This window comes from Brevibacillus sp. 7WMA2, assembly GCF_010748895.1.
GTDB lineage: Bacteria > Bacillota > Bacilli > Brevibacillales > Brevibacillaceae > Brevibacillus_B > Brevibacillus_B halotolerans.
On the sequence record NZ_CP048799.1, the window covers coordinates 2,601,901 to 2,622,822 of the forward strand.

A 20,922-nucleotide genomic window follows, 5' to 3' on the forward strand; every position below is an offset into this window, starting at 1 on the left:
ACTATTTTATCCAAGATCAACTGTCTTTGCTTGATTTAATAGGCGCGTAGTATTGGGGAATAATATAAAAATCGCACAGCAATCGTCATTCAGAACCTCACACTAGAATTGACGATTGCTGTGTTTCTTATTAAACGAATTAATAGCTAACTTGGCACAGAAGGAGTATCATCAATTTTTATACCAATTGTTTTTCCAAACTTTTTCGTATTCACTTTTACTAACACTATTTTCATCTGTAATCAACTAATCTTTAGCTTTTTTAAATGCTGTTTCTTTCTCATAGATAAGCATGCTTTATGCCTCTACGAGAAGGGGTTTTTCGGTTATAGAAGAATATGTCCGCCTTCAATATGCAAAGTGGTCCCCGTAACAAAATCATTGTGGAGCAAATACATCACTCCCTGTGCTACATCTACTGGTTGGCCGATCCGTTTGACTGGGAGCTTGCTTGCCACAGCTTCATAAAAGCTATTTCGTGCTTCTTGAGGCATTTTACTGCGTGACGGCGTATCAATGATACCTGGAGAGACGATATTCACACGCACAGGTGATAATTCTAAGGCTAACGTTTGCCCTAGATTGGAAACGGCTGCGTTAACAGCTCCAAGGGTAGCCGATCCAATCATAGATTTATAGGCAACCACTCCGGAAAATAAGGTGATGGAACCATTTGTGGCTATGTGAGGTGTTCCATATTTAGCGGCGTAGTATTGCCCCCAAAATTTATGATCAAACAACTGCCGTGCTTGATCCACGTCCATTTCAAGAAATGAACCTCCAGAGGTTTCAGCAGCAGTAATGACTAAATGGTCAAGCGTACCTATCTGCTGGAAAAAGAATTGAACCTGCTTCTCTTGGGTAATATCCAGCGTATAGGTTGTTACCTTACCGCTCAGCTTTGTTTTAGCCTTCTGCAGCTTCTCCTCAGAACGGCTGGCAATGACAACATCAGCTCCTTCTGCTTGCGCTAGCTTAGCCGTTTCTAATCCTATTCCAGAGCTTCCGCCAATAACCACAACTTTTTTACCTTTCAACATGCTGTCACTCCTCCTTTTCAAAACATTTTGTGTCCGAGATCATTGTAGTTCCAAACATTTCTGATTTGAAGAAGTGATATTTCATTCACAAAGTTACATTTTGGTAAGTTTTTGATGTAGCAAGGTATAGAAGCGTACTATTTTTTTTATGCAAAGTCTTTAGATAACAAAAAAGAACCCCAAAGGTCCTTTTTCTTAATAAAATGTATCGGATTTTACAGAGTTAATCCAAATCGCTTCAGCTCAATGAAAATGCCTTCTAATTGTTTCCCTTTATCCGTTAGCGTATATTCCACACGTGGAGGAACTTCTGGGTACACCTTTCTTACTACTATCCCTTGTATCTCCAGTTCCTTGAGACGAAGCGATAATGTTTTGGGACTAATGCCATCCGTTGATTTGATAAGATCGCTAAATCTCATCGTTCCCTGAATAAGCAGATCTCGAATGATTAAAAAAGTCCATTTCGTACCAATTATGTCGAGTGTTTTGGCAATGGGACAGATTTCTCCTGGCGTTCCCTTCGTTAGTACAATAGGCTCTACCATACTCACGCATCTCCTCCTGTAACATGATTCGATTGATTTACTGCATCTTATCACATTAATATCCTTTCGTACCTATAGGCTAGAAATATTTACTTTCCAAAAGAAAGTAGGTGTATATGATGCTCCCTCTCTTGTTCATTCCTGTTTTTTCAACATACGAAACTGCATCGACTATCCATAGCAAAAAGCAACTGCTGTGCCGTAAGCAGTTGCTTTTCTTGTCAAACATGTTGGGTAAAAGCTACATCAAAGTGTTAGCCGCGATCACCAAAAGCATCACTCCACTTATGATGGTGCCGAATTGACCTAAGGTAAAAGAAGCAATCCGAACTGATGCTACTTTTTTTCCTAAGGCAACTCCTGCCCAGACCGTGATGAAGCTACCTATCGCGGCAGTTATCGAAATCGCATGCGGAGATAAGCCCATTAGCCCTGCACTTAACCCATTGGTAACAGCATTTGCAGCAAGGGCTATTCCCAAAATAAACGCTTCCCCCACACCAATTTCTCCTGATTTGTCTAGGTCCACCTCTTCAGGATTTTCCAGAATGCCCTTGATGCTTTTGGTGTTCGCTCTACCTTCGCTTGATACTGCCAAAGCCAGTTTTTTACCGGGAAATGCCAATAAGATAATCCGTACGCCAATGACGAATAATAACAGAGCCCCTATTAGAACGGGAAGTATTCCAGGTAATATAGCTGACAGGAGCTGACCGAAATAAATCCCAATTTCACTCAAAAGAAAGCATATACAAGCAATTACACAGTTGGAAAGAAAGCCGATGCGAATATTGCGTATTCCATACGATATTCCGACACCAAGATTATCGAGACTCGATGAAACAGCAAATCCTAGTATGAGAAGCCAATTCATTTTTAATTCCACTCCTAAACATTGTTTTTTGTATTGTATTAGGAATGTTGATAAAAAGTGCCATTTTGTTACATACCTGTTGATAAAAAATCAACACTGTTTGTTTCTTTTCGCTTTATAATAATATTCCATGCTTATCACGTTCACGAATAATCATGCTTTGACCTTTTGACACGCTCCAAAAACAACTGGATTGCATCTAAAAGCTTGTATCTATTCAAATAACGTAACTCGTTTCTTTAATTGTTATTTTTTGTCACCCTCTCAATTATCGTTAGTAAACTACCTAAATGCGTTAGTTCTTGCTATTATTTGGGTAAAGAGGTGACAAGAATGCCAACGATCGGACTACGAATCAAAGCTCTCCGAAAACAGAAGAAGTGGACGCAGCAGGAGTTGGCTGCACGTGTAAATGTTTCATCACAAGTGATTTCTAACTGGGAGAGATCCTATACAAATCCCAATCATGATGATATTTCCCGTCTAGCAGAAGCGCTGGAGGTATCTGCGGATTGCATTCTTTTTGACAACAGACGCCCCGGTCTAGTCAAAGAAACGGCCAGCCCTTATTCTGCATTTGAAGCACTATTTCTATCTGAATTGGATAAGCTTTCGGAAGAGGATAAACAAAAAGCACTAGAGCATGTCCGTTTTCTAGCATATCTAGCAGAACAAAAACAGAAAAATCATGACGAGTAGGCTCGTAGACTAGATACGGGCCTTTTGCTTCACCAGTCGTTACTACAGGTCATACAAAATGCCCATAATGATGTGTTATCCGTCTTCTATTCCAGAATTTTCTGATATATAATAGGGATGTAAATTTTTATCGTACTGATAAGCTGTTACTTCTGGCTTATCATCTACCTCCGTGTGTTGCTAAAGCTAGGATTCGGAAAAAACGATACGAGTATGCGGCCACGGTAACTATTCGTACTGGTATTTCATTGGCTAAACTTACAGGAACTTGAGAAATGGTTGGGGGCTGTGTGGTCGTCAGCATAACGCTTACCAACGTAAAAGGATGGGCGCCGGCTAGGATTGGCATGGATCATTGCGGATTTTGTTTGACAAGTAACTGTTTGGAGCGTGAGAAAGGCGCCCATATGGTTTGGTTTCGATTTGCAGTGATGGTTCCGAAATTAATATAGATTGTCTCGCCTCCTATGGTAGACTTGCAGTTTTTTGCCAACGCAGGAGTGCCTTCTAGATATCTTCTGCACAAAAGATTGACATTCCTCTTGATTTGGCTTGCTGGTTGCTGCCTCGTACTGGGCTTCATTTTTTACCGCTTGAGTACGGCATCCACAGCTTCTTCCCGTTGGCCGAAGCCGCACAAGATTGCGTGCATTTCTACAAACTAGACAAAGCAATAGCAAGCTTGATACGTGCTATAGGAACCGTAGACATTTGAACAGACAACATTAGTGTTTATAGGATTTTATCCTTTTTTGCATATGGACAATATACTCATCTAGCTGTTGGCTCATCTCTAACACTGCGAGGCTTGAGAAAGTACCTTCTTTGCAAACAAGCTCGACTAATTTTTTCCTGAGATTCTCCGTATCCGTGTGGAGCTCATCCTCAGTCTGATAGCTTTGAATACGTTTCCCTGATAAGGGATTACTAGATTTGATAGGGGCAGAGAATTTCACATTCGTTCTAACCGTTCTTTTCCTATGGTAGAGTAGAACGTCCTCTACCTTTTTGATGTCTTTAATATCAACCTCCTCCTTTTTAGATCAAATGTCTTATTTACACTATAACCTATTATTCCAAAAAACCCATTTTGAAAAATACTGTAAAAATAACCTATTTTACCCATTTTTTAACATAAAAAATTTTTTACCGATATATTCCTAGAACTCTTCTTTGGTTACATACAAAAAAAAAGCACCCTTCCTGATAGAAGGTGTGCTTTGTAGAAATAGGTCAATGGATATTTTTTATCCACCAATCCCATGATCGTATTGAATCACTCTATCTTTTGCCATTGCTTCTGCTACTGTCACCTGACTACACAACCCAAAGATCATTACCAGCGAAAGCAAAAAGACTTTCATCATTCCTTACCTCCTCCATAATTTTTTTGTACTCTTGTTCCTGTTGCTCTGTTGCGTGGTATCTATGTGCTTCAAAAAGTGTTACGCAGCGTATAAAATTCTTGTGATCGTTCGTAGCTGTAGATAAAGTGAGACATCGTAGAGTTTCGACTATTCCACTATGGAAACGTTCATTTTTGAACTGGTAAATCGCTAACTGATACCTGAACCGCAGATGACGTTCGACATTAATCGTGTCTTTGTATCCATCGAAGCAGCTTATCTCTATTGAAAATTTCTCTATGATGCTATCTATTGTAAAATTATATTTATTTGCAGATTCAACAATGGTCACTAGACCGGCAAGAAGCTCCGTTGGGTTTACCTCCAGAAAAGCAATATAATCTGGAAGAATATCTAATTGTCCCATGAGCAGGTCAAAGGTATATCTGTTTGCGCGGGCCCATAAGCGGAACTTCTGTACCTCCTTTTGACCCATTTCATCAAGATTATCAAACCAGCCTAAATCAGCATAACCAGCAGCGTACTCATTTGCTTTTTTGTATAAGCCTTGCTTTTCTAAAGCTTCTGACTTTAATAAATAGGCTTGTCCATAATAAACAACCAAATGTCGCTCTGTTTTAAGAGGCTCACCTTTTCTATTATTTTTCTGCTTATTTCGTTCATTTTCGTATACTAAGGTAGCTAATTCTCTTAGTTCGTCTGCATATTTCTCTACTTCTTTCCATTTATGCAAAGTAAAGCTCACATTGGCTAGATGCAATAACGCATCTAATTGGTGACCTTCCGAGAGCCGCCTTCGAAACGGTTCGAAACGAATAACAGCTTTCCCATTCTCCTCGGCATTGTTTCCAAGTAAGGCTCGAAATAAACGATATTGACTGATAACTGCCCTTTCTGAATGGCTATTTTTTTCGTTATCAACCACCAACTGGTAAAAATAAGCGGATTCCTTCTGTTTTCCCTTATAGAAAAGCTGTTCTGCTACAGCAAAGAGAACCTCGATGTTTTTAGGGTCCTCCAACAATTGCGGGATTACCATCTGTATACAGTCATGTCTCCCTAGCTCTGCACATTGCACCAGATAGGGTCTTACTCGTCGCTTTGAGACCTTCCCTCTTTGAAAGCATTCCTCTACATATAAATCGTACAGCCATCCGGTAGGTTCTCCAAAAGCTCGTCCAATCGCATTTAATTGATCAATAGTTAATGCCCGAATAGGGTTTCCTTTCAAGAACCCACTCAAGTGCCCGGCATTGATATTAGTCAATTCACTGAGTTTACTAAGCGTGTAGTTATATGATTTGATGCGATATTCAATTTCCGACCGTATCGATCGCACCATCACATGATTACTCCCGACCATGTAAACACTCCTTTTTAACGAAATATCAATATTTTACTATATTTTACATTTATTTCAGAGAATTCGCTACTAAAATCTCAAAAAATGTAAAATTTTATATTTTTCGACAAATGAAAGAAGACTTCCTTTCTGTGAGATCAGCCGATCACACTGCGAAGGAAGCCTTGATTTTATTGATGAAATCAGTTTTTTGGAATTACATCTTGCTGAATGCTTCTGTTAATACTGGTACAATTTGCTTCTTACGGGACACAACACCTTTTAGAAGCACTTTGTTATCTTCCAATGTCGCATTGAATGCCTGCTCGACAGCTTTTGCTGCTCGACCTACCGCAAGACCTACGGAATCATTATTTAGGATATCCGTTACGACAAATAGGAACATATCTAACCCTTTTTTCTCAATGATAGAAGCTAGATGCGCTTCAATTTCAGCCTGATTAGCTAACACATCGTTTACATCAACTGCGTTTACCTGAGCGATTTCCACTTTGGAATTACCCATAGCAAACTCTTTTGAATCGAGAGAAATTAATTCGCTAATGGTTTTATCGCTAAGGTCTGCACCTGCTTTTAACATTTCCAAGCCATAGCTTTGCAAATCAACGCCAGCAATCTCAGCTAGTTCATGAGCAGCTTTCACATCTTGTTCTGTGCAAGTTGGGGATTTAAGCAATAGAGTGTCAGAAATGATTGCGGAAAGCATAAGACCAGCAATCGTTTTCGTTACCTCTACACCGTTTTCTTTATACATTTTATTTAAAATAGTAGTCGTGCATCCAACCGGCTCAGCACGGAAATACAATGGGTGGTTTGTCTCAAAGTTAGCGATACGGTGATGATCAATAACCTCAACCACGCGAACCTGATCGATGTCGTTGGCACTTTGTTGACGCTCATTGTGGTCTACTAGGATTACATCTTGAGCTTCTGTCGTTACTGTTTCTACTAAGCGAGGAGCCTCCACATTAAAGTATTTGAGCACAAATTCTGTTTCTCCGTTCATGTTTCCTAAACGAACAGGCTCCACGTTTGCTCCTACTTTTGTCTTTAAATCTGCATAAATCAAAGCTGAACAAATCGTATCTGTGTCTGGGTTTTTATGTCCAAAAATTAGTGTTTTTTCCATAATCGTTCTCCTTATTCGGTGTTTTAGATAAAATTATCATAGCATAGGAGTTATGATCCTCTCCATTTTCATTATAAATATAAAATACATGTTTTTGAATCCTTCTGTAAAACTTTACACTTTTATTCCAATTTTGTTGGTGTGATATGTACAACTCCAATCCCATCCGAAACCTGAATCTCTGTTCCATATGGCTTTGATAGCTCTGCTACTCGTTTTACAATAGCTTCATTCCTGCTTAGCTTGGGAAACCCATTCTGATGGCGTTTTTTACCACATCCGAGTTCAATGGGGTGCAAGATGATTTCTTTTATTTGTCCGTTCTCCATGCTCCATGAGGCGATGACCGACTCCATAACCTCAGGAATCGTCAGTAAGCCTTTTGTCCCTTGGTCGGTTTTCGAATCCATGGCCTGCATAATGGTCATATCATGCGGGAGTGAGTTAGCATCATAAAATTCCTGTGGTAAAACCTCCAGCGTTTCATCCTGAAAAATAAAATTGCTTAGGCTATAAAAAATCGGTCGATTTTGGTAAATCTCGATACCTCGCAGCGTATGCGGACCATGCCCGACTACCGCGTGGGCCCCTGCATCAATGAACCTGCGACAAGCGATCTCTACAAAATCAGCCGGAAGCTGTTTATTTGTCCCTTTCATTTCATGAGCGTGAAAGCTTACGATAACATAATCCGATTGACGTGAGGCATCATCAATGCTAGCCTCCAGGCGTTTCATATCCTGCTCATGCGGCATTGTGAGCAATTTCTCTTTTTCTCCTGCATAAAAAATAGCCGGATATCCATAAATATCATAGCCAAATGGTAAAACTCCCTTTGGCAAGGGGGACAGAAATGCCTCTTCTACTAGCATTTCGTATAAAGCATTTACCTCAGTCTGACTAGCGATTCGTTTCAGCACCTCAAAATCAGCCTGCGAAACTAAATGTTTTTTCACATGCCTAAGTCCATTTACACCAGGACGACCTTTCCCGTCACGGCGCTGTTCGGAAGCCAGATGTGTTTGATGAAAGGAGGAGGTCACTGAGATGAGCGCTGCTCGACCAGCAGGGGTATCCAAATAAGCAGGTCGACCTGCTTCAAACAGATTTGCCCCCATTCCTGCGTGCAATATTTCTGCTTCTCGCAAATATTTGTTGGTAAGTAGCAGGCCATCGTGACTAAAATCCATGGAGTGGTTATTGGCCGTTCCCACTAAATTAAAGCCGTATGCGACTAGGTCCTTTAATCGATCAGGAGTTGTTTGCACATGAGTACCGCCAGAAATCGCATTAGGGGTGCCTTCATTGTAAGAAACGTGCATCTCTAAGTTAGTCAAGCGCACATCTGCCTGGCCAATCAGCTTTGCAATCTCCTTAAAGCTATGCTCCTGATAACTCGGCACCCGTCTTGTTTGAAGATAATCCCCTGTAGCTACGAAGGTCATGATAGAATTCACGAATACTTTCCCTCCCCATTAGCGCTATGAGATAATTTGACCTGCTCCTTACGTTTTACAAATAAAAGGAACAGACAACCACTAGTAGCATAAATAAAAGCATTTAGAAGTAGGACCTGATGAAATCCATTCGTTAGATTAGCTCCAGCAGCTTCAACGATGGCTCCTGTCACAAGCGGAGAAATCATTCCTGCCAACGTGACTAGTCCAGACATGACTCCCATGATTAAACCTGTTCGCTCAGGTAACAGCGTACTTCCAATCACAGAAGCAAGACTGCCTGCTGTTGTCGTTAATCCTATTCCAAGACAAAAAAGGGCAATCAAAATGGTCGGAGATTGAAACAACGGAACCAAGCTAAATAGAATACCTCCTGTCAGAACAGAAATACCTCCGACTGTCACATAAGAACGGCGTATTAGCTTCGTTCTTTGAAACAAACGGTCTGCCAGCATACAAGCTAACAACGTGATTAGTCCAGAGAGTAAGCCGATCACGGCAATAGATGTGCTCATCTGAGTAGAGGTCAGCTTCATTACATTCACTAGATACGTTGGTAACCAAACCAAGACAAAGGTCACACCCCACATCTGTGCAAAGTAAAGTAGGAAGGAAAATAAGAAATCTTTTGATAATAGGGTGTGACGAACATCCGACCAATGCAATGAGGGGGCTTTCCTGACAGACTGGATTGTTGGAATTTGTACAGAATGGTTCTTTGAGGATACCGGATTTTTAGACACATCTATCTGATCTGGATGCTCCTTTCCACCTACCAGCCAGAAAATGACCCAGACGAAGCTTACAGCTCCCAGTGCAGCCCAAGCCCATCTCCATCCCCAGTGTTCTATAGACGATACCAAAGCAGGAGTAAACAAACTAGAACCAATGGACGCCCCCAGCGTTAACAAGGCAAAAATAAAACCTCGCCGCTCGGCTGGAAACCACTTGCTAAGATGACTAACAATAACTGGCCATGTAGGTCCTTCTCCGATTCCTAGCAAAACCCTCGCCATTATTAAGATAGGTAAGCTTGTAATGACAAGTGAGCCAGCCTGTACAACCGTCCAGCAAATCGCTAGGATCATCAGCATTTTTTTCGTGCCTATCCTGTCAGATATCCCCGCCCCAATGACACCAGCAATAGCAAAAAACCAGAAAAAACTGCTACCTACCAATCCCCATTCTGTTGGGCTAAGCGTCATCTCCTGAATAATTTGGGTAGCGGAATATCCAGCAATCGATTTATCCAGATAGTTAATCATGTATAAAACAAATAGAAACACTACCGTTACCCATGCCATCAGAGACTCCTCCTACACTTTTTCTCTGGTCCCTTCGTGCTGTTCAGGTTGTTGTGACTATTCCTTAGGCTTCATCAGAAAGAACGAAATGCTCAGCAAATAAGCCCAAAAATAGCTTGCCGATCTGTAGCATCGAGCGTTCATCCACATCAAACATCGGATGATGGTGCGGATATGTAGCATTTATTTCACTATTCCCGCCTCCTACACCAATAAAATTACCTGACGTTTTTTGTAAATAATAAGCGAAGTCCTCCCCACCCATCTGTGGTGGAACACGGATCACTCGCTCATTCCCGACTAGCTGCTTCGCGATCGCCTCCACTCTCTTGGTCTCTACAGGATCATTCCAGACAGATGGATAGCCTTTGCGGTACGTAAATTGCGCGGTCGCGCCAGCGCCCTCAACCGTATGCTGGACGATCTTCTGCATAGCTTGCTCGATACCAGTACGGGTTTCCTCACTAAATGTTCGCACTGTTCCCAGAATCTGTGCAGTGTCTGGAATTACATTGTAAGTAGCGCCACTTTGAAAGGAGCCTATCGTTAATACGGCCGGTTGCAGAGGATCTACACGTCTGCTTACCACTTGCTGCAAATTCAAAATAAGCTGGCTACCAATCACTATGGGGTCAATAGACTCATGAGGACTTGCACCGTGTCCTCCTTTGCCCCGAATTTCAATTTGAAATTCATCGCCCGCGGCCAGCATATATCCTTCCTGTACGCCAATCACTCCCAGTGGTAGTCCTGAGAATACATGGGCCCCATAAATAACATCCACTCCATTCAGGCAGCCATCCTCTATCATCGAGATCGCTCCACCTGGGACTAATTCCTCAGCATGCTGAAAGATCAGAACCACTGTTCCACTAAATTCTTGCTCATACTCTTTTATGATCGTAGCTGTTCCCAACAAAGCCGCTGTATGGATATCATGACCACATGCATGCATGACTCCAGGGACCCTTGATTTATATTCCACCTGCTTCTCATCCTGAATCGGGAGCCCATCAAAATCGGCTCGAAACGCCACCGTTTTCCCTTGCTCTTCTGGGCTCTTCTGTTTTTTTCCATAAATCTTAGCAACAATTCCTCGCCCGCCAACCCCTTCTTGTACTTCAATACCAAGCTTTCTCAAATAAGCTGCAATTTTTCTCGGTGTCTCCACCTCTTGAAAAGACAGCTCCGGATACATATGAAAATCCCGGCGTAAGTCAACCATTTCTGAATACAGTTCTTCTAATTTGGTGCATGCCTGATGTAGCATCGGCTCTCCTCCTTTTTCTAAAAAATTTACTATATTTTATCAGAATTATCAGTTATTACCTATTGTACTTTCTGTATGAACACATCGCAAGGAAAGAAGTAGCAATATAGTACGCGATACTTATTGTTTATTCCTTATAGGTACGATAGTCTTGAAATGACAAATCATAACCCTAGGAGGTACATCTATGAAAAAAATGATAGTTGCCTTATTTGCCCTTATGCTTCTGTTAACTGCTTGTGACCCCCTCCGTTCTACCGAAAATGACCCTATTTCGCAACAGGACATGATTTCACTTTTACAGCCTAAACTAGAAAAAGCACCTACCTATGAAAAATTTACTCGCGTTTTTGCCAAAGAAGCAGTAGGAGGCGAAAAAATTGCAACCATCACAAAAGATGGTGTCGAAACAGAAAATACCGCCGCGGCTAAGGATATGATTGTGAAAAATCAAACCGAAGCTAAAGAGATGTACATCTTAAAACCGGACAAGTTCGCGAAAAGATATAAACAAATCGGAAAAGCAAAAGATGGTTTTAAAGAGTATCAAGCTATCGGAGAAATTAAAGCGATTGAAGTAACCTCGGACCTGCTAAAAGAAGCCAACATCCCGACCAAGGAATTTTATTTTCTTGCAGCTTGGGAAGAGAAAATGATCGTTAAGGAAGGCGACTATCTCGTATCGCCATTGGACTATTCAGAAGTATATCGCATCGCTAAACAAGAGTTTTTCGAGACCTATCGATTGAAGGAAAAGCAGTAAGGCAATACAGATCAACCAACCTCGTGTTCAAGGAGAAAAAAGGAGCCCGATCCAGCAAGATTAGGCTCCTTTTTTATGTTTTGATTACGAACAGATCACTGGTACCCCCAGATCATGCATAGCAGAGTTCCAAAGACTGTAACAAGCGCTATAAATAATGCGTAATAGAGATTGGTATAGATGGATATTTTGTCTCCTGTCTCACCTGTGTGCATAAAGACAACGAGCTGAACGGCAGCTTGAATGAACGCCGTTACAAGCAGAATCGTCATCCCAACTGCAAATGACATAGCAAAGAAATAAACGGTCAGGGCCAATGCAGTAAGAATCAGCGAGAAACCAAAGCCGATTACCTGTTTGCGAGGGAATAATTCTCTCATGTTACCATCATTCCTTTCAGATAGACGAAGCTAAAAATAAAGATCCACACAACGTCTAAGAAATGCCAGTACAGTGAGAAAATGAATGATTTATTCGCTGTTTGAGGAGTCAATCCTCGCTTCCTAACCTGCATGATGATATAGAATCCCCAAATTAATCCAAAGGAAACGTGGGCTCCATGGGTTCCCAATGTTGTTAATAGAATCGCTGTAAATGCGCTAGTTTGCAACCCCGCTCCAATGTGATCGTAATGAAGAAACTCATAGATTTCGACACCTAAAAATCCAAGCCCAAGCAGCAATGTGATCGCAAAGAATGTAAGCATTGCTTTTTTGTTGCCGATACGCATGGCATGAATGCCAAGGCCAATGATAAAGCTACTTGTTAAAAGCAAAATCGTTTCAACCAGCACAGGCGTAATTTCGAAAATTTCGGCTCCAGTAGGGCCGTTTCCAGTACGATCGACCAGGGTGAAATAAGAAGCAAACAGCGTTCCAAACAGTACAATCTCAGCCCCCAGGAAAATCCAAAATCCTAGAATGTTTAAGGAGTTTTGTTCTGTACTGTACTCAAGCGGTAGCGAGTGATCTATTTTCATTTCATTGCACCTCGCAATCTATTTTCGGTCTCTTCTATTTCATCAACCGAGATGTAATAACCGTCGTCCTGCTCAAATGATCGGTGAGTCAGGCAAATAAAAATTCCAATGGTTGCAAGCATTACTACATTCCACATAGAAAATACAAAGGCAAAGCCCCATACAAAAAAGATACAGCTCAAAAGAAACGGAGCACCGCTGTTATTTGGCATATGAATCTTTTTATAGGTACCCTGAAACAGGGGATGGCCTTTTTTCTTAGCATCCCAGAATGCTTCTATTGACTGAGCTTGCGGTGTAATAGCAAAATTATACGCTGGTACGGGATTATGAGTTGCCCATTCAAGAGAACGTGCATCCCATGGGTCGGCCTCTATATTTCTTGGAGCAAAGCGAATACTCCAGTACATGTTATAAACAAGTAGCACAAAGCCCACTAGCAGGCCAAGTGCTCCAATGAACGAAATAAAGTTCAAGGGTCCAAAGCCTGTTGATTCAGAATAGGTGTACATACGTCGAGCTTGTCCGTCTAAACCAGAGAGAAACATCGGGAAAAATGCCACGTTAAAGCTAATGGCAATAACCCAGAACGCCCACTTGCCAATTCTTTCATTCAGCATAAAACCAAACATTTTTGGCCACCAGTAAGTAAGGCCAGCAATCATGGCAAATACAACACCAGGTATGATGACATAATGGAAGTGAGCTACTAAAAACATCGTATTATGATATTGGTAGTCAGCTGCTGACATTCCAAGCATAACCCCAGTTACCCCGCCAATTAAGAAAATCGGAATAAAGCCTAAAGAATAAAGCATCGGAACAGTGAAAACAATTTTGCCCCTCCAAAGAGTGAACAGCCAGTTAAATATTTTAATCCCCGTAGGAACAGCTATGGCCATTGTTGTAATGGAGAAGATACTGTTTGTTAACGCTCCCTGTCCCATTGTGAAGAAATGGTGTGTCCAAACTAAAAAGGAGAGCAGTGAAATGATCACCATAGAAGCAACCATTGATTTATAACCATACAGATTGCGGCGTGCAAAGGTTGAAATAATCTCACTATATACACCGAAAGCAGGAAGCACTAAGATATAAACTTCAGGATGTCCCCACACCCAAAATAAATTCGCCCAAAGCATATCCATACCGCCATTCGTCGATGCGAAGAAGTGTGTTCCGAATAGCCGATCCATTGTCATCATGATCAGTGCCACTGTTAATACAGGAAATGCAAAAACTACGATTACGTTCGTGACGAGAGCGGACCATGTAAACATAGGCATTTTCATCAGTGTTATACCAGGTGCTCTCATTTTAAGAATCGTAGCGATAAAGTTAATACCGGATATCAAGGTACCAAGTCCAGAGATTTGGAGAGCTAGCGCATAATAGTTGGTACCGACCGATGGACTAAATTCATTGCCTGCCAGCGGGAAATAAGCAGACCAGCCTGCATCCGGGGAACCTCCAATGACAAACGAAATGTTAAATAGCATCGCACCCATAAAAAACAACCAAAAGCTTAGTGCATTCAACCTTGGGAACGCTACATCACGAGCCCCGATTTGCAAGGGGACGACAAAGTTCATTAATGCATAAATGAATGGCATTGCCATAAAGATGAGCATCACAGTCCCATGTGTTGTAAATATTTCATTATAGTGCTGAGCATCGAGCAAGGTATTCTCTGGTACGGCTGTCTGAGCGCGCATCATGATCGCATCAGCGCCACCTCTAAATAGCATCAACAGAGCTGATATGAGATACATAATCCCGATCCGTTTGTGGTCCACCGTCGTTAACCACTCCCGCCAGAGATAGCCCCATTTTTTATAATAGGTCAGTGCTCCGATGATCCCGAGCATAGTCAGAATAATGGCAACCATCGATGCATAAATCGCAGGGCTGGGATGAGGAACGGCGAATTTCGTAAAGTAGTCCATACTATTGTGGCTCCTTTTTAAAATAATTGTCTTATGGGGAAAACGTAGGAAACTACTCGTCCCGAGCTGTACCATGATGGTGGTGATGCCCGCCATTTGCACCTTCTGGAGCTGGTCTAAACTCTAAATGTGTTCCCGTATAGGTGGATTGTCCAACATGCCCCGGCTCTAGCAATGTATTGAATTTTTGTTCCGTAAGAGGTTCAGCCGTTTTTTTCACCTCTTCCACCCATTTCGCATATTTCGCTTCCGTTATTGCCTCAACATTGAATGTATTTTCAGCAAAGCCTTTTCCACTAAAATTTGCATTTCGTCCCATATAATCGCCTGGTACATCTGCGGCTAGATGTAAGGTTGTAACCATGTCTGCCATGGCATATTTTTGTCCTCCTAATTGCGGAACCCAAAAACTAGTAATCGGTCCATAGGAATAAAGCTTAAATTCAATAGGTCGATTTATAGGGATACGTAGGTAATTGACCGTTTCGATATTTTCTTGTGGATAACTAAAATGCCACTTCCAATTGGAGCTTGAAGCATAAATAACTAACGGTTTTTTATCCTCATATCCCTGTGGTCTTGACTCCACAATATAATTGCTTTTCACAGAGATCACAGAAAGAATAATGACGATGAGTACTGGAATCCCCACGCAAACCATTTCTACAACCAGATTCCCTTCTATATAGGGAGGCTCATATTCTTCTTTTTGTTTAGAGGCCCGATATTTTGTGACCATAAATACAAAAAGAGCAATAACTACAACAACAATAAACGACATCGTCCAAATGGAGATCATAATTACGTCGGCTTGAGTTTGGGCTTGAGGTCCTTTTGGGTCTAAAACCAGTAGTCTGTCACCACAGCCTGTAAGTAATGAAAACGCAGCGAAAATGAAAGTATAAAGAGCCCATTTCATTTTTTTATCGAATACCCCTTTCCTGTTGATTTTTAAAATTGATAACCACCAATCCACATTCCTATCCTAATGAACGAACCCTAAAAAGTCGCCATCCAATCTGAAACCATTTCCCTCATCCATGTTCAATACTTTGCAACAATACCGACAAGAAATAGTCACAAAATTAACCTTTAACGTTACTAACGCTTACTTCACAACACAATAACAAGACAAAGAAGCCTCAAAGATTGACAGAGGAGAGCTCTCGTCAATCTTTGAGACTTGTTTTTTAAAGCTATATGATCCTTTTGATAACGCTAGTCCGACCACCGCCATGTAGCGCCACAACGGGTGCCAGAAGAGACACACGCTCAAAAAATGAAGTATCCTACTGTTTAGGAGCCGGTTTACTACTAGAATCGGATAGAGGTTGACGTAAACGCTCGCCATATCCGTTTACCCAGAGTAGCTCCAATTGCTCGTATTCTTCTTTGGAAAGAGGAGTAGTCTTTGAAGCTAGTGCAAACTCTCTTAGTTGCTCCTCACTCGTCATATTCGGTATTACAGAGAGAACAGAGGAGTGATAGAGCGAAAACTGGATCGCCAACTGTCCCAATGTACGCTTTTCAGAATCAAATATCCCTTTAGCCTTTACTTCATTCACTACCTCATTGCCCGCTCTCATCCACTCCACAGGACGATGGGCTCTGTGGTCTGATTTACTGAAATGCTGATTAGGGTCATACGTACCATCCAACAGTCCGGAGGCATGCGGGATGCGTATGATTAATGCTCGTGCCTCTTCTGCTGCTACCTGTAATAAATCCCTAGCCGGCTCCTGCTCGACTATATTGTTGATGACCTGCACCGCTTCATACCCTCTTTTCCATGCCTCCAAGGATTCATTTTTCCAGCCTAGATCGGGTCCCATCGCCGTTCCATAATGACGAATTTTCCCTTGAGCTTTTAATTGTTCCAGAGCTTCTATGATCTCATCGTTTTGGATGGCCTCCATCCGAGGATTGTGAAGTTGGTAATAATCAATATAATCTGTATGAAGCCGTTTCAAGCTCTGTTCACAGGCTAGCATAATATGCTTTGTAGACCAGTTTTGGGGAAGCTCTGCGTGCCCTTTTCTCTCCCCCCTGTTTTGGTAGATATCATATCCAAATTTCGTAGCTATAAATATCCTATCACGCACATTCCCTAATGTCTTTGCAATGATTTCCTCCCCATAGCCATCGCCATAGACATCCGCCGTATCAAAAAAGGTGATTCCATAATCGTGGTAGGCAGACTGGAGAAGTCTCTCTCCCACACCTCGATCGGTTACACCCCACCATTTGGTTGCTACCGTCCATACCCCAAAGCCAATCTCAGATACTAGAGAATCTGTACCCGGAAACTTGCGATATTTCATAATCTTCTCTCCTCTCAGCATGCCTGATAATTGTAAGAATAGGTATAATATGTTTTAGTAACATAAAGAGCTATTTTTTCATTATAAAAACGTATGATCTGAAAGGAACCGTCCAGTCCCAGCCTATTATGACCATCCACACGCCTAAATGACTTGAAAGGAAGTGAAATCTTGTATGGAATGGCAACCCAATCGTAAAAGTCGAATCCCTATATATAAGCAAATTTCACAATATCTTGAACAACGTATTACGAATGGAGAATATCCTTCAGGTACAATCCTTCCTTCCGAACGTTTACTTTCCAAGGAATTAGATGTAAATCGTTCGACCATTGTAGCTGCTTATGAAGAATTGCGTGCCTCCGGTATTGTGGAAAGCTTACGGGGAAAAGGGACGATTGTAAGCCGGGATATCTGGGGAGCATCTCGCAAGCGCATTCCAAACTGGGAGAAACTGATTGAAACAGGGTCATTTCTTCCAAACACAGCAATGATGCGTTCCATACGAAAAGAGACTTTTGGTCTTGATTTGATCGATCTGGCAAGCGGGGAGCTATCACCTGATTTATCTGCTTCCTCCTATTTTCAAAGCATCATGTCCAATGAAACTTTCACTTATCACGTAGGTTACGACCATCCACAGGGTAACCTGAAGCTACGTGAAACCATCGCTTTACACTTAAAGGAATCGCGGAATATCTCTGCAACACCATCATCTATATTAATTACTTCCGGGGCCCAGCAAGCTCTGTACCTGATTGTTCAGTGCTTATTGCAGCCAGGCGATGCAGTTGCAATTGAAGACCCCTCCTATTGTTATTCTTTGCCGTTATTTAGATCAGCAGGACTAAGAACCTTCCTACTGCCTGTTGATGATAACGGGATTAATCCAGATGATATTGTAGAGTTACATAAACAGCATCGTATAAAGATGGTCTTTCTTAACCCCAATTTTCAAAATCCGAATGGGTCATATTTAAGCGTAGAGCGTCGAAAGCGGGTTCTAGAAATCTCCTCTGACTTAGGCATACCGATCATTGAGGATGATCCATACAGTCTAACAGCCTTTGATAACACACAAGCTACAACACTAAAATCGCTTGATGAAAATGGTACGGTTCTCTATGTCAGTTCTCTAAGCAAAATTGTTGCATCTGGTCTGCGCATTGGCTGGATATTTGGCCCGCAAACGGTTATTGAACGTTTAGCAGACGCCAAACAGCAAATCGATTTTGGACATAGTATTATACCGGAATGGCTTGCAACCAAGTTTTTATCGTCTGAGGATTTCCCCGCCCATTTACACAAGCTTCAAAACTCACTCGCGATTAACAAGGATAAAATGACGTTTTCCTTATATGATCAGCTTGAGGATCAGGTAGAGTTTCTGGCACCTGAGGGCGGGATTCACATTTGGTGCAGAATAAAGGAAAATGTTAACGAGCAGCAATTAGTCAAGGAGGCTATCAGGCAAGGGGTTGTGTATGTTCCAGGAAGTGTATTCGGTACACAAAAGGGCTATGTTCGCTTTACTTTTGGTCGCGTGATGGATGACCAGATTCATGAAGCTGTCTCTCGTTTTTCAACCGCCTTACGTAATGTCAAAAAAAGTACATAATAGATTCGTTACCATCTGCTTACTTCCATACAGATGATTACTTTGTATGTATTCACGCTGTCTTAGCATTCGTACATGCACACAAAAAAGCAGTCGGGGGAGAGAATTAATCCTTCCCCGACTGCTCTGTCTTAGATAGAGATTTCGAATGCTTTCACATAAACGGCCGTACCCGTAATCTCAACATCATACGTTTCATGATGTTTACGAATGGTTACCTCTACCCTACCGTCCTTTTGGATTTCCTGACCTTGTTCGATCACGAGACGTAGTTTTGTATCAAAATCATCGCTTATATATTGAGCATAATAGGCTCCCATCACGCCTGAAGCCGTGCCTGTCACAGGGTCCTCCCTTGTACCTGAAAACGGCGAGGAGAAATGGCGTCCATGCATGTGTGCTTGAGAATCATACGTTTCCAGACAAAATGGATGAACAGATGCTTTTGGCATTTCCTGTAACACACTTGGAAAGCGTGCATTAGCAGGCTTCATTTTTGTAAAGGCACTCAGCTTTTTTATAGGTACTAGCAGGGTCCAAATACCTGTACTTCCGTATTTGATCGGTAAATCAGATTCGATATCGTCGCTTGTAAGACCGATTGAGTCTGCTAGCTCCTCCTGAGACCCTGTAAAATCCTCAAACTGCGGAGCTGCCTGCTTCATCGTAATATACCGTTTATCATCTGTGCCCATCTCCATTTTTATTGGTAATATTCCTGCTTTTGTTTCAATGGTTAGATGATTTTTATCCCCTAATTGTCCTGTAGACTTTAGCGCATAAATCGTAGCAATGGTTGCGTGACCGCAGAGATTATTTTCATGTCCTGGTGTAAAATAACGAATTCTAAAGTCAGCAACGTCTGAAGCAAGTACAAAAGCCGTTTCATTAAACCCTACCTTTTGTGCTACCTCTTGCATTTCTTTTTCCGTCAGTTCATTACCTGTAAAGACTACACCTGCTGGATTTCCTTTATCAGGTTGCGTGCTAAAGGCATCATAGTGATAAACCTGTATTGTCTTCATTGTAACAGCTCCTCAGGAATCAGTAAGAAAATATCTATTCCTGATTCTAACACGGCTCTCTTTTTTATAATAGGATGAAAAATGAAAACCCTTATGCTCGCATAAGCCCAATGGACAAGGGTTTTTGTTACATGCCATCAATAGCAACAAGGGCCTTCCCGGCGTCCAATAAAACTCTGTGCTATATTTCCAAGTTGAAAATAGCAATCTCTGGTCTACTTCCCATACGAATTGGTAATCTTGTCGTCCCAATGCCTCGATTCACGTATACTTGCATCGTGTGATTCCCTTGGCGAAGCTGGTATAGACCCTCTTTATATTTTCGAGCTAAAGAAGGAGTGATCACAGGCCCCAGCAGAGGAATCTGCACTTGTCCGCCATGGCTATGCCCTGATAATTGCAGATCAACCGGATAGCTAACGATCCGATCAGCAACATCAGGCTCATGAACGAGACATATGACGAGATTCTCTGCAAGAGGTGAAGTAGAGCTGGGCAATTGAGTGGATAAAGTCTGTTCTTTCTGATAAGTAAGCCGCTCTGTTTGATCAAGCCGTCCTAATGTCTCCTCTATCTTTGGTTTGCCAAGTAAAAAGTCATCTAAGCCAGCGATGGTAATCGCTTTATTATTTGTTAACGCAATCGTTTTCACATCATTGACAAGTAAATCAAAGTTAGCTTGCTCCATCACTTGTCGGTAATATTCACTCCCACCACCGCCATGATCATGGTTTCCATACACTGCGAATTTACCAAGGGGAGCATTCAATTCTGCTAGAATGGCTATCAATTCGTCCTTGCTTTCTTTAAAGCTCCTGACCCGATCCAAAAGATCACCTGTGAACACAATCAGATCAGGCTTCTGTTCATTAATGAGGGTAACAACCTCTTTTAATTGTGCTAGCGAAAAGTGGGGACCTACGTGTGTATCGCTAAATTGGACGATTGTAAGCCCCTGCTTCTTATCGAGCAATCTTGAAATTTCTAACTGATGACGAGTTATCACCACGGACTTTGGCTCCACGTATGCAGCGTATATCAAACCAGCTACGCCTAAAATGATTAGTATAAGTAATATAGAGAGGCAATATTTGACGATGGTTAGCGAAAGGATTTCTCCAAGCATATTCCCACCCCTTTCTCTATTACTCTACCAATCTTATGTTACACAGAGATGACAAAAGAACGAATCGCTTGCTACCTAAGCTCTTTCTACTCG

General features: G+C 41.7%; 19 protein-coding genes. 3 read left to right on the forward strand and 16 right to left on the reverse strand.

Annotation, left to right across the window (positions count from 1 at the left end; all coding sequences use genetic code 11):
- Window positions 1-326: 326 nt before the first annotated feature.
- From GOP56_RS10500 to ytaF, 3 genes are all read right to left on the reverse strand, one after another.
- A complete protein-coding gene (locus tag GOP56_RS10500) occupies window positions 327-1,040 on the reverse strand; it encodes an SDR family oxidoreductase (RefSeq protein WP_163245530.1) in 714 nt (237 codons plus the stop codon).
- Between the two features lie 215 nt (window positions 1,041-1,255).
- Complete coding sequence (locus GOP56_RS10505; protein ID WP_003338802.1) at window positions 1,256-1,588, reverse strand: winged helix-turn-helix transcriptional regulator; 333 nt, start codon at window positions 1,586-1,588, stop codon at window positions 1,256-1,258.
- Between the two features lie 241 nt (window positions 1,589-1,829).
- Window positions 1,830-2,462 (reverse strand): sporulation membrane protein YtaF, encoded by a 633-nt coding sequence (gene ytaF / locus GOP56_RS10510; protein WP_163245531.1) that lies wholly within the window; start codon window positions 2,460-2,462, stop codon window positions 1,830-1,832.
- Window positions 2,463-2,795: 333 nt separating this feature from the next.
- On the opposite strand from ytaF, the gene GOP56_RS10515 reads away from it, so the two are divergent.
- Window positions 2,796-3,161, forward strand: coding sequence for a helix-turn-helix domain-containing protein (locus GOP56_RS10515; protein WP_003338800.1), 366 nt, complete (start codon window positions 2,796-2,798; stop codon window positions 3,159-3,161).
- Window positions 3,162-3,886: 725 nt separating this feature from the next.
- Here the strand turns inward: GOP56_RS10515 and GOP56_RS10520 are convergent.
- The 6 genes from GOP56_RS10520 to GOP56_RS10545 all read right to left on the reverse strand — a co-directional run bounded on the left by GOP56_RS10520 (window position 3,887) and on the right by GOP56_RS10545 (window position 11,051).
- On the reverse strand, window positions 3,887-4,117 hold the full coding sequence (locus GOP56_RS10520) for an aspartyl-phosphate phosphatase Spo0E family protein (RefSeq protein WP_003338796.1): 231 nt from the start codon (window positions 4,115-4,117) through the stop codon (window positions 3,887-3,889).
- Window positions 4,118-4,478: 361 nt separating this feature from the next.
- The gene (locus GOP56_RS10525) at window positions 4,479-5,891 is read right to left on the reverse strand and encodes a DNA-binding protein (RefSeq protein WP_163245532.1); all 1,413 of its coding nucleotides are present in this window, start codon (window positions 5,889-5,891) and stop codon (window positions 4,479-4,481) included.
- A 196-nt stretch (window positions 5,892-6,087) separates the two neighbouring features.
- Complete coding sequence (locus tag GOP56_RS10530; protein ID WP_163245533.1) at window positions 6,088-7,020, reverse strand: manganese-dependent inorganic pyrophosphatase; 933 nt, start codon at window positions 7,018-7,020, stop codon at window positions 6,088-6,090.
- A 122-nt stretch (window positions 7,021-7,142) separates the two neighbouring features.
- The gene (locus tag GOP56_RS10535; protein ID WP_163245534.1) at window positions 7,143-8,477 is read right to left on the reverse strand and encodes a CapA family protein; all 1,335 of its coding nucleotides are present in this window, start codon (window positions 8,475-8,477) and stop codon (window positions 7,143-7,145) included.
- Window positions 8,474-9,781: an MFS transporter gene (locus GOP56_RS10540; RefSeq protein ID WP_101668841.1), complete on the reverse strand. Its 1,308-nt coding sequence runs from the start codon at window positions 9,779-9,781 to the stop codon at window positions 8,474-8,476. The genes GOP56_RS10535 and GOP56_RS10540 overlap by 4 nt, the downstream gene beginning before the upstream one ends.
- A gap of 64 nt (window positions 9,782-9,845) precedes the next feature.
- Window positions 9,846-11,051 (reverse strand): M20 metallopeptidase family protein, encoded by a 1,206-nt coding sequence (locus tag GOP56_RS10545; protein ID WP_163245535.1) that lies wholly within the window; start codon window positions 11,049-11,051, stop codon window positions 9,846-9,848.
- Between the two features lie 187 nt (window positions 11,052-11,238).
- Between GOP56_RS10545 and GOP56_RS10550 the strand changes: the two genes are divergently transcribed.
- Window positions 11,239-11,814: a hypothetical protein gene (locus GOP56_RS10550; RefSeq protein ID WP_163245536.1), complete on the forward strand. Its 576-nt coding sequence runs from the start codon at window positions 11,239-11,241 to the stop codon at window positions 11,812-11,814.
- A 95-nt stretch (window positions 11,815-11,909) separates the two neighbouring features.
- On the opposite strand, the gene qoxD is transcribed toward GOP56_RS10550, so the two are convergent.
- The 5 genes from qoxD to GOP56_RS10575 form a co-directional block, all read right to left on the reverse strand.
- Window positions 11,910-12,194 carry a cytochrome aa3 quinol oxidase subunit IV gene (qoxD, locus tag GOP56_RS10555; protein WP_096887459.1) on the reverse strand — a complete coding sequence of 95 codons (285 nt, stop codon included), beginning with the start codon at window positions 12,192-12,194 and terminating at the stop codon, window positions 11,910-11,912.
- Window positions 12,191-12,793 carry a cytochrome aa3 quinol oxidase subunit III gene (qoxC, locus tag GOP56_RS10560; protein WP_163245537.1) on the reverse strand — a complete coding sequence of 201 codons (603 nt, stop codon included), beginning with the start codon at window positions 12,791-12,793 and terminating at the stop codon, window positions 12,191-12,193. The genes qoxD and qoxC overlap by 4 nt, the downstream gene beginning before the upstream one ends.
- Complete coding sequence (qoxB, locus tag GOP56_RS10565; protein ID WP_163245538.1) at window positions 12,790-14,739, reverse strand: cytochrome aa3 quinol oxidase subunit I; 1,950 nt, start codon at window positions 14,737-14,739, stop codon at window positions 12,790-12,792. Before qoxB ends, qoxC begins: the two co-directional genes overlap by 4 nt.
- 52 nt (window positions 14,740-14,791) lie before the next feature.
- Complete coding sequence (qoxA, locus tag GOP56_RS10570) at window positions 14,792-15,658, reverse strand: cytochrome aa3 quinol oxidase subunit II (protein WP_163245539.1); 867 nt, start codon at window positions 15,656-15,658, stop codon at window positions 14,792-14,794.
- Between the two features lie 370 nt (window positions 15,659-16,028).
- The gene (locus GOP56_RS10575) at window positions 16,029-17,060 is read right to left on the reverse strand and encodes an aldo/keto reductase (protein ID WP_163245540.1); all 1,032 of its coding nucleotides are present in this window, start codon (window positions 17,058-17,060) and stop codon (window positions 16,029-16,031) included.
- Window positions 17,061-17,235: 175 nt separating this feature from the next.
- Between GOP56_RS10575 and GOP56_RS10580 the strand changes: the two genes are divergently transcribed.
- Window positions 17,236-18,678: a MocR-like pyridoxine biosynthesis transcription factor PdxR gene (locus GOP56_RS10580; protein WP_163245541.1), complete on the forward strand. Its 1,443-nt coding sequence runs from the start codon at window positions 17,236-17,238 to the stop codon at window positions 18,676-18,678.
- Window positions 18,679-18,809: 131 nt separating this feature from the next.
- On the opposite strand, the gene GOP56_RS10585 is transcribed toward GOP56_RS10580, so the two are convergent.
- On the reverse strand, window positions 18,810-19,703 hold the full coding sequence (locus tag GOP56_RS10585) for a PhzF family phenazine biosynthesis protein (RefSeq protein WP_163245542.1): 894 nt from the start codon (window positions 19,701-19,703) through the stop codon (window positions 18,810-18,812).
- 181 nt (window positions 19,704-19,884) lie between these two features.
- The gene (locus GOP56_RS10590) at window positions 19,885-20,829 is read right to left on the reverse strand and encodes a metallophosphoesterase (RefSeq protein WP_163245543.1); all 945 of its coding nucleotides are present in this window, start codon (window positions 20,827-20,829) and stop codon (window positions 19,885-19,887) included.
- Window positions 20,830-20,922 lie beyond the last annotated feature (93 nt).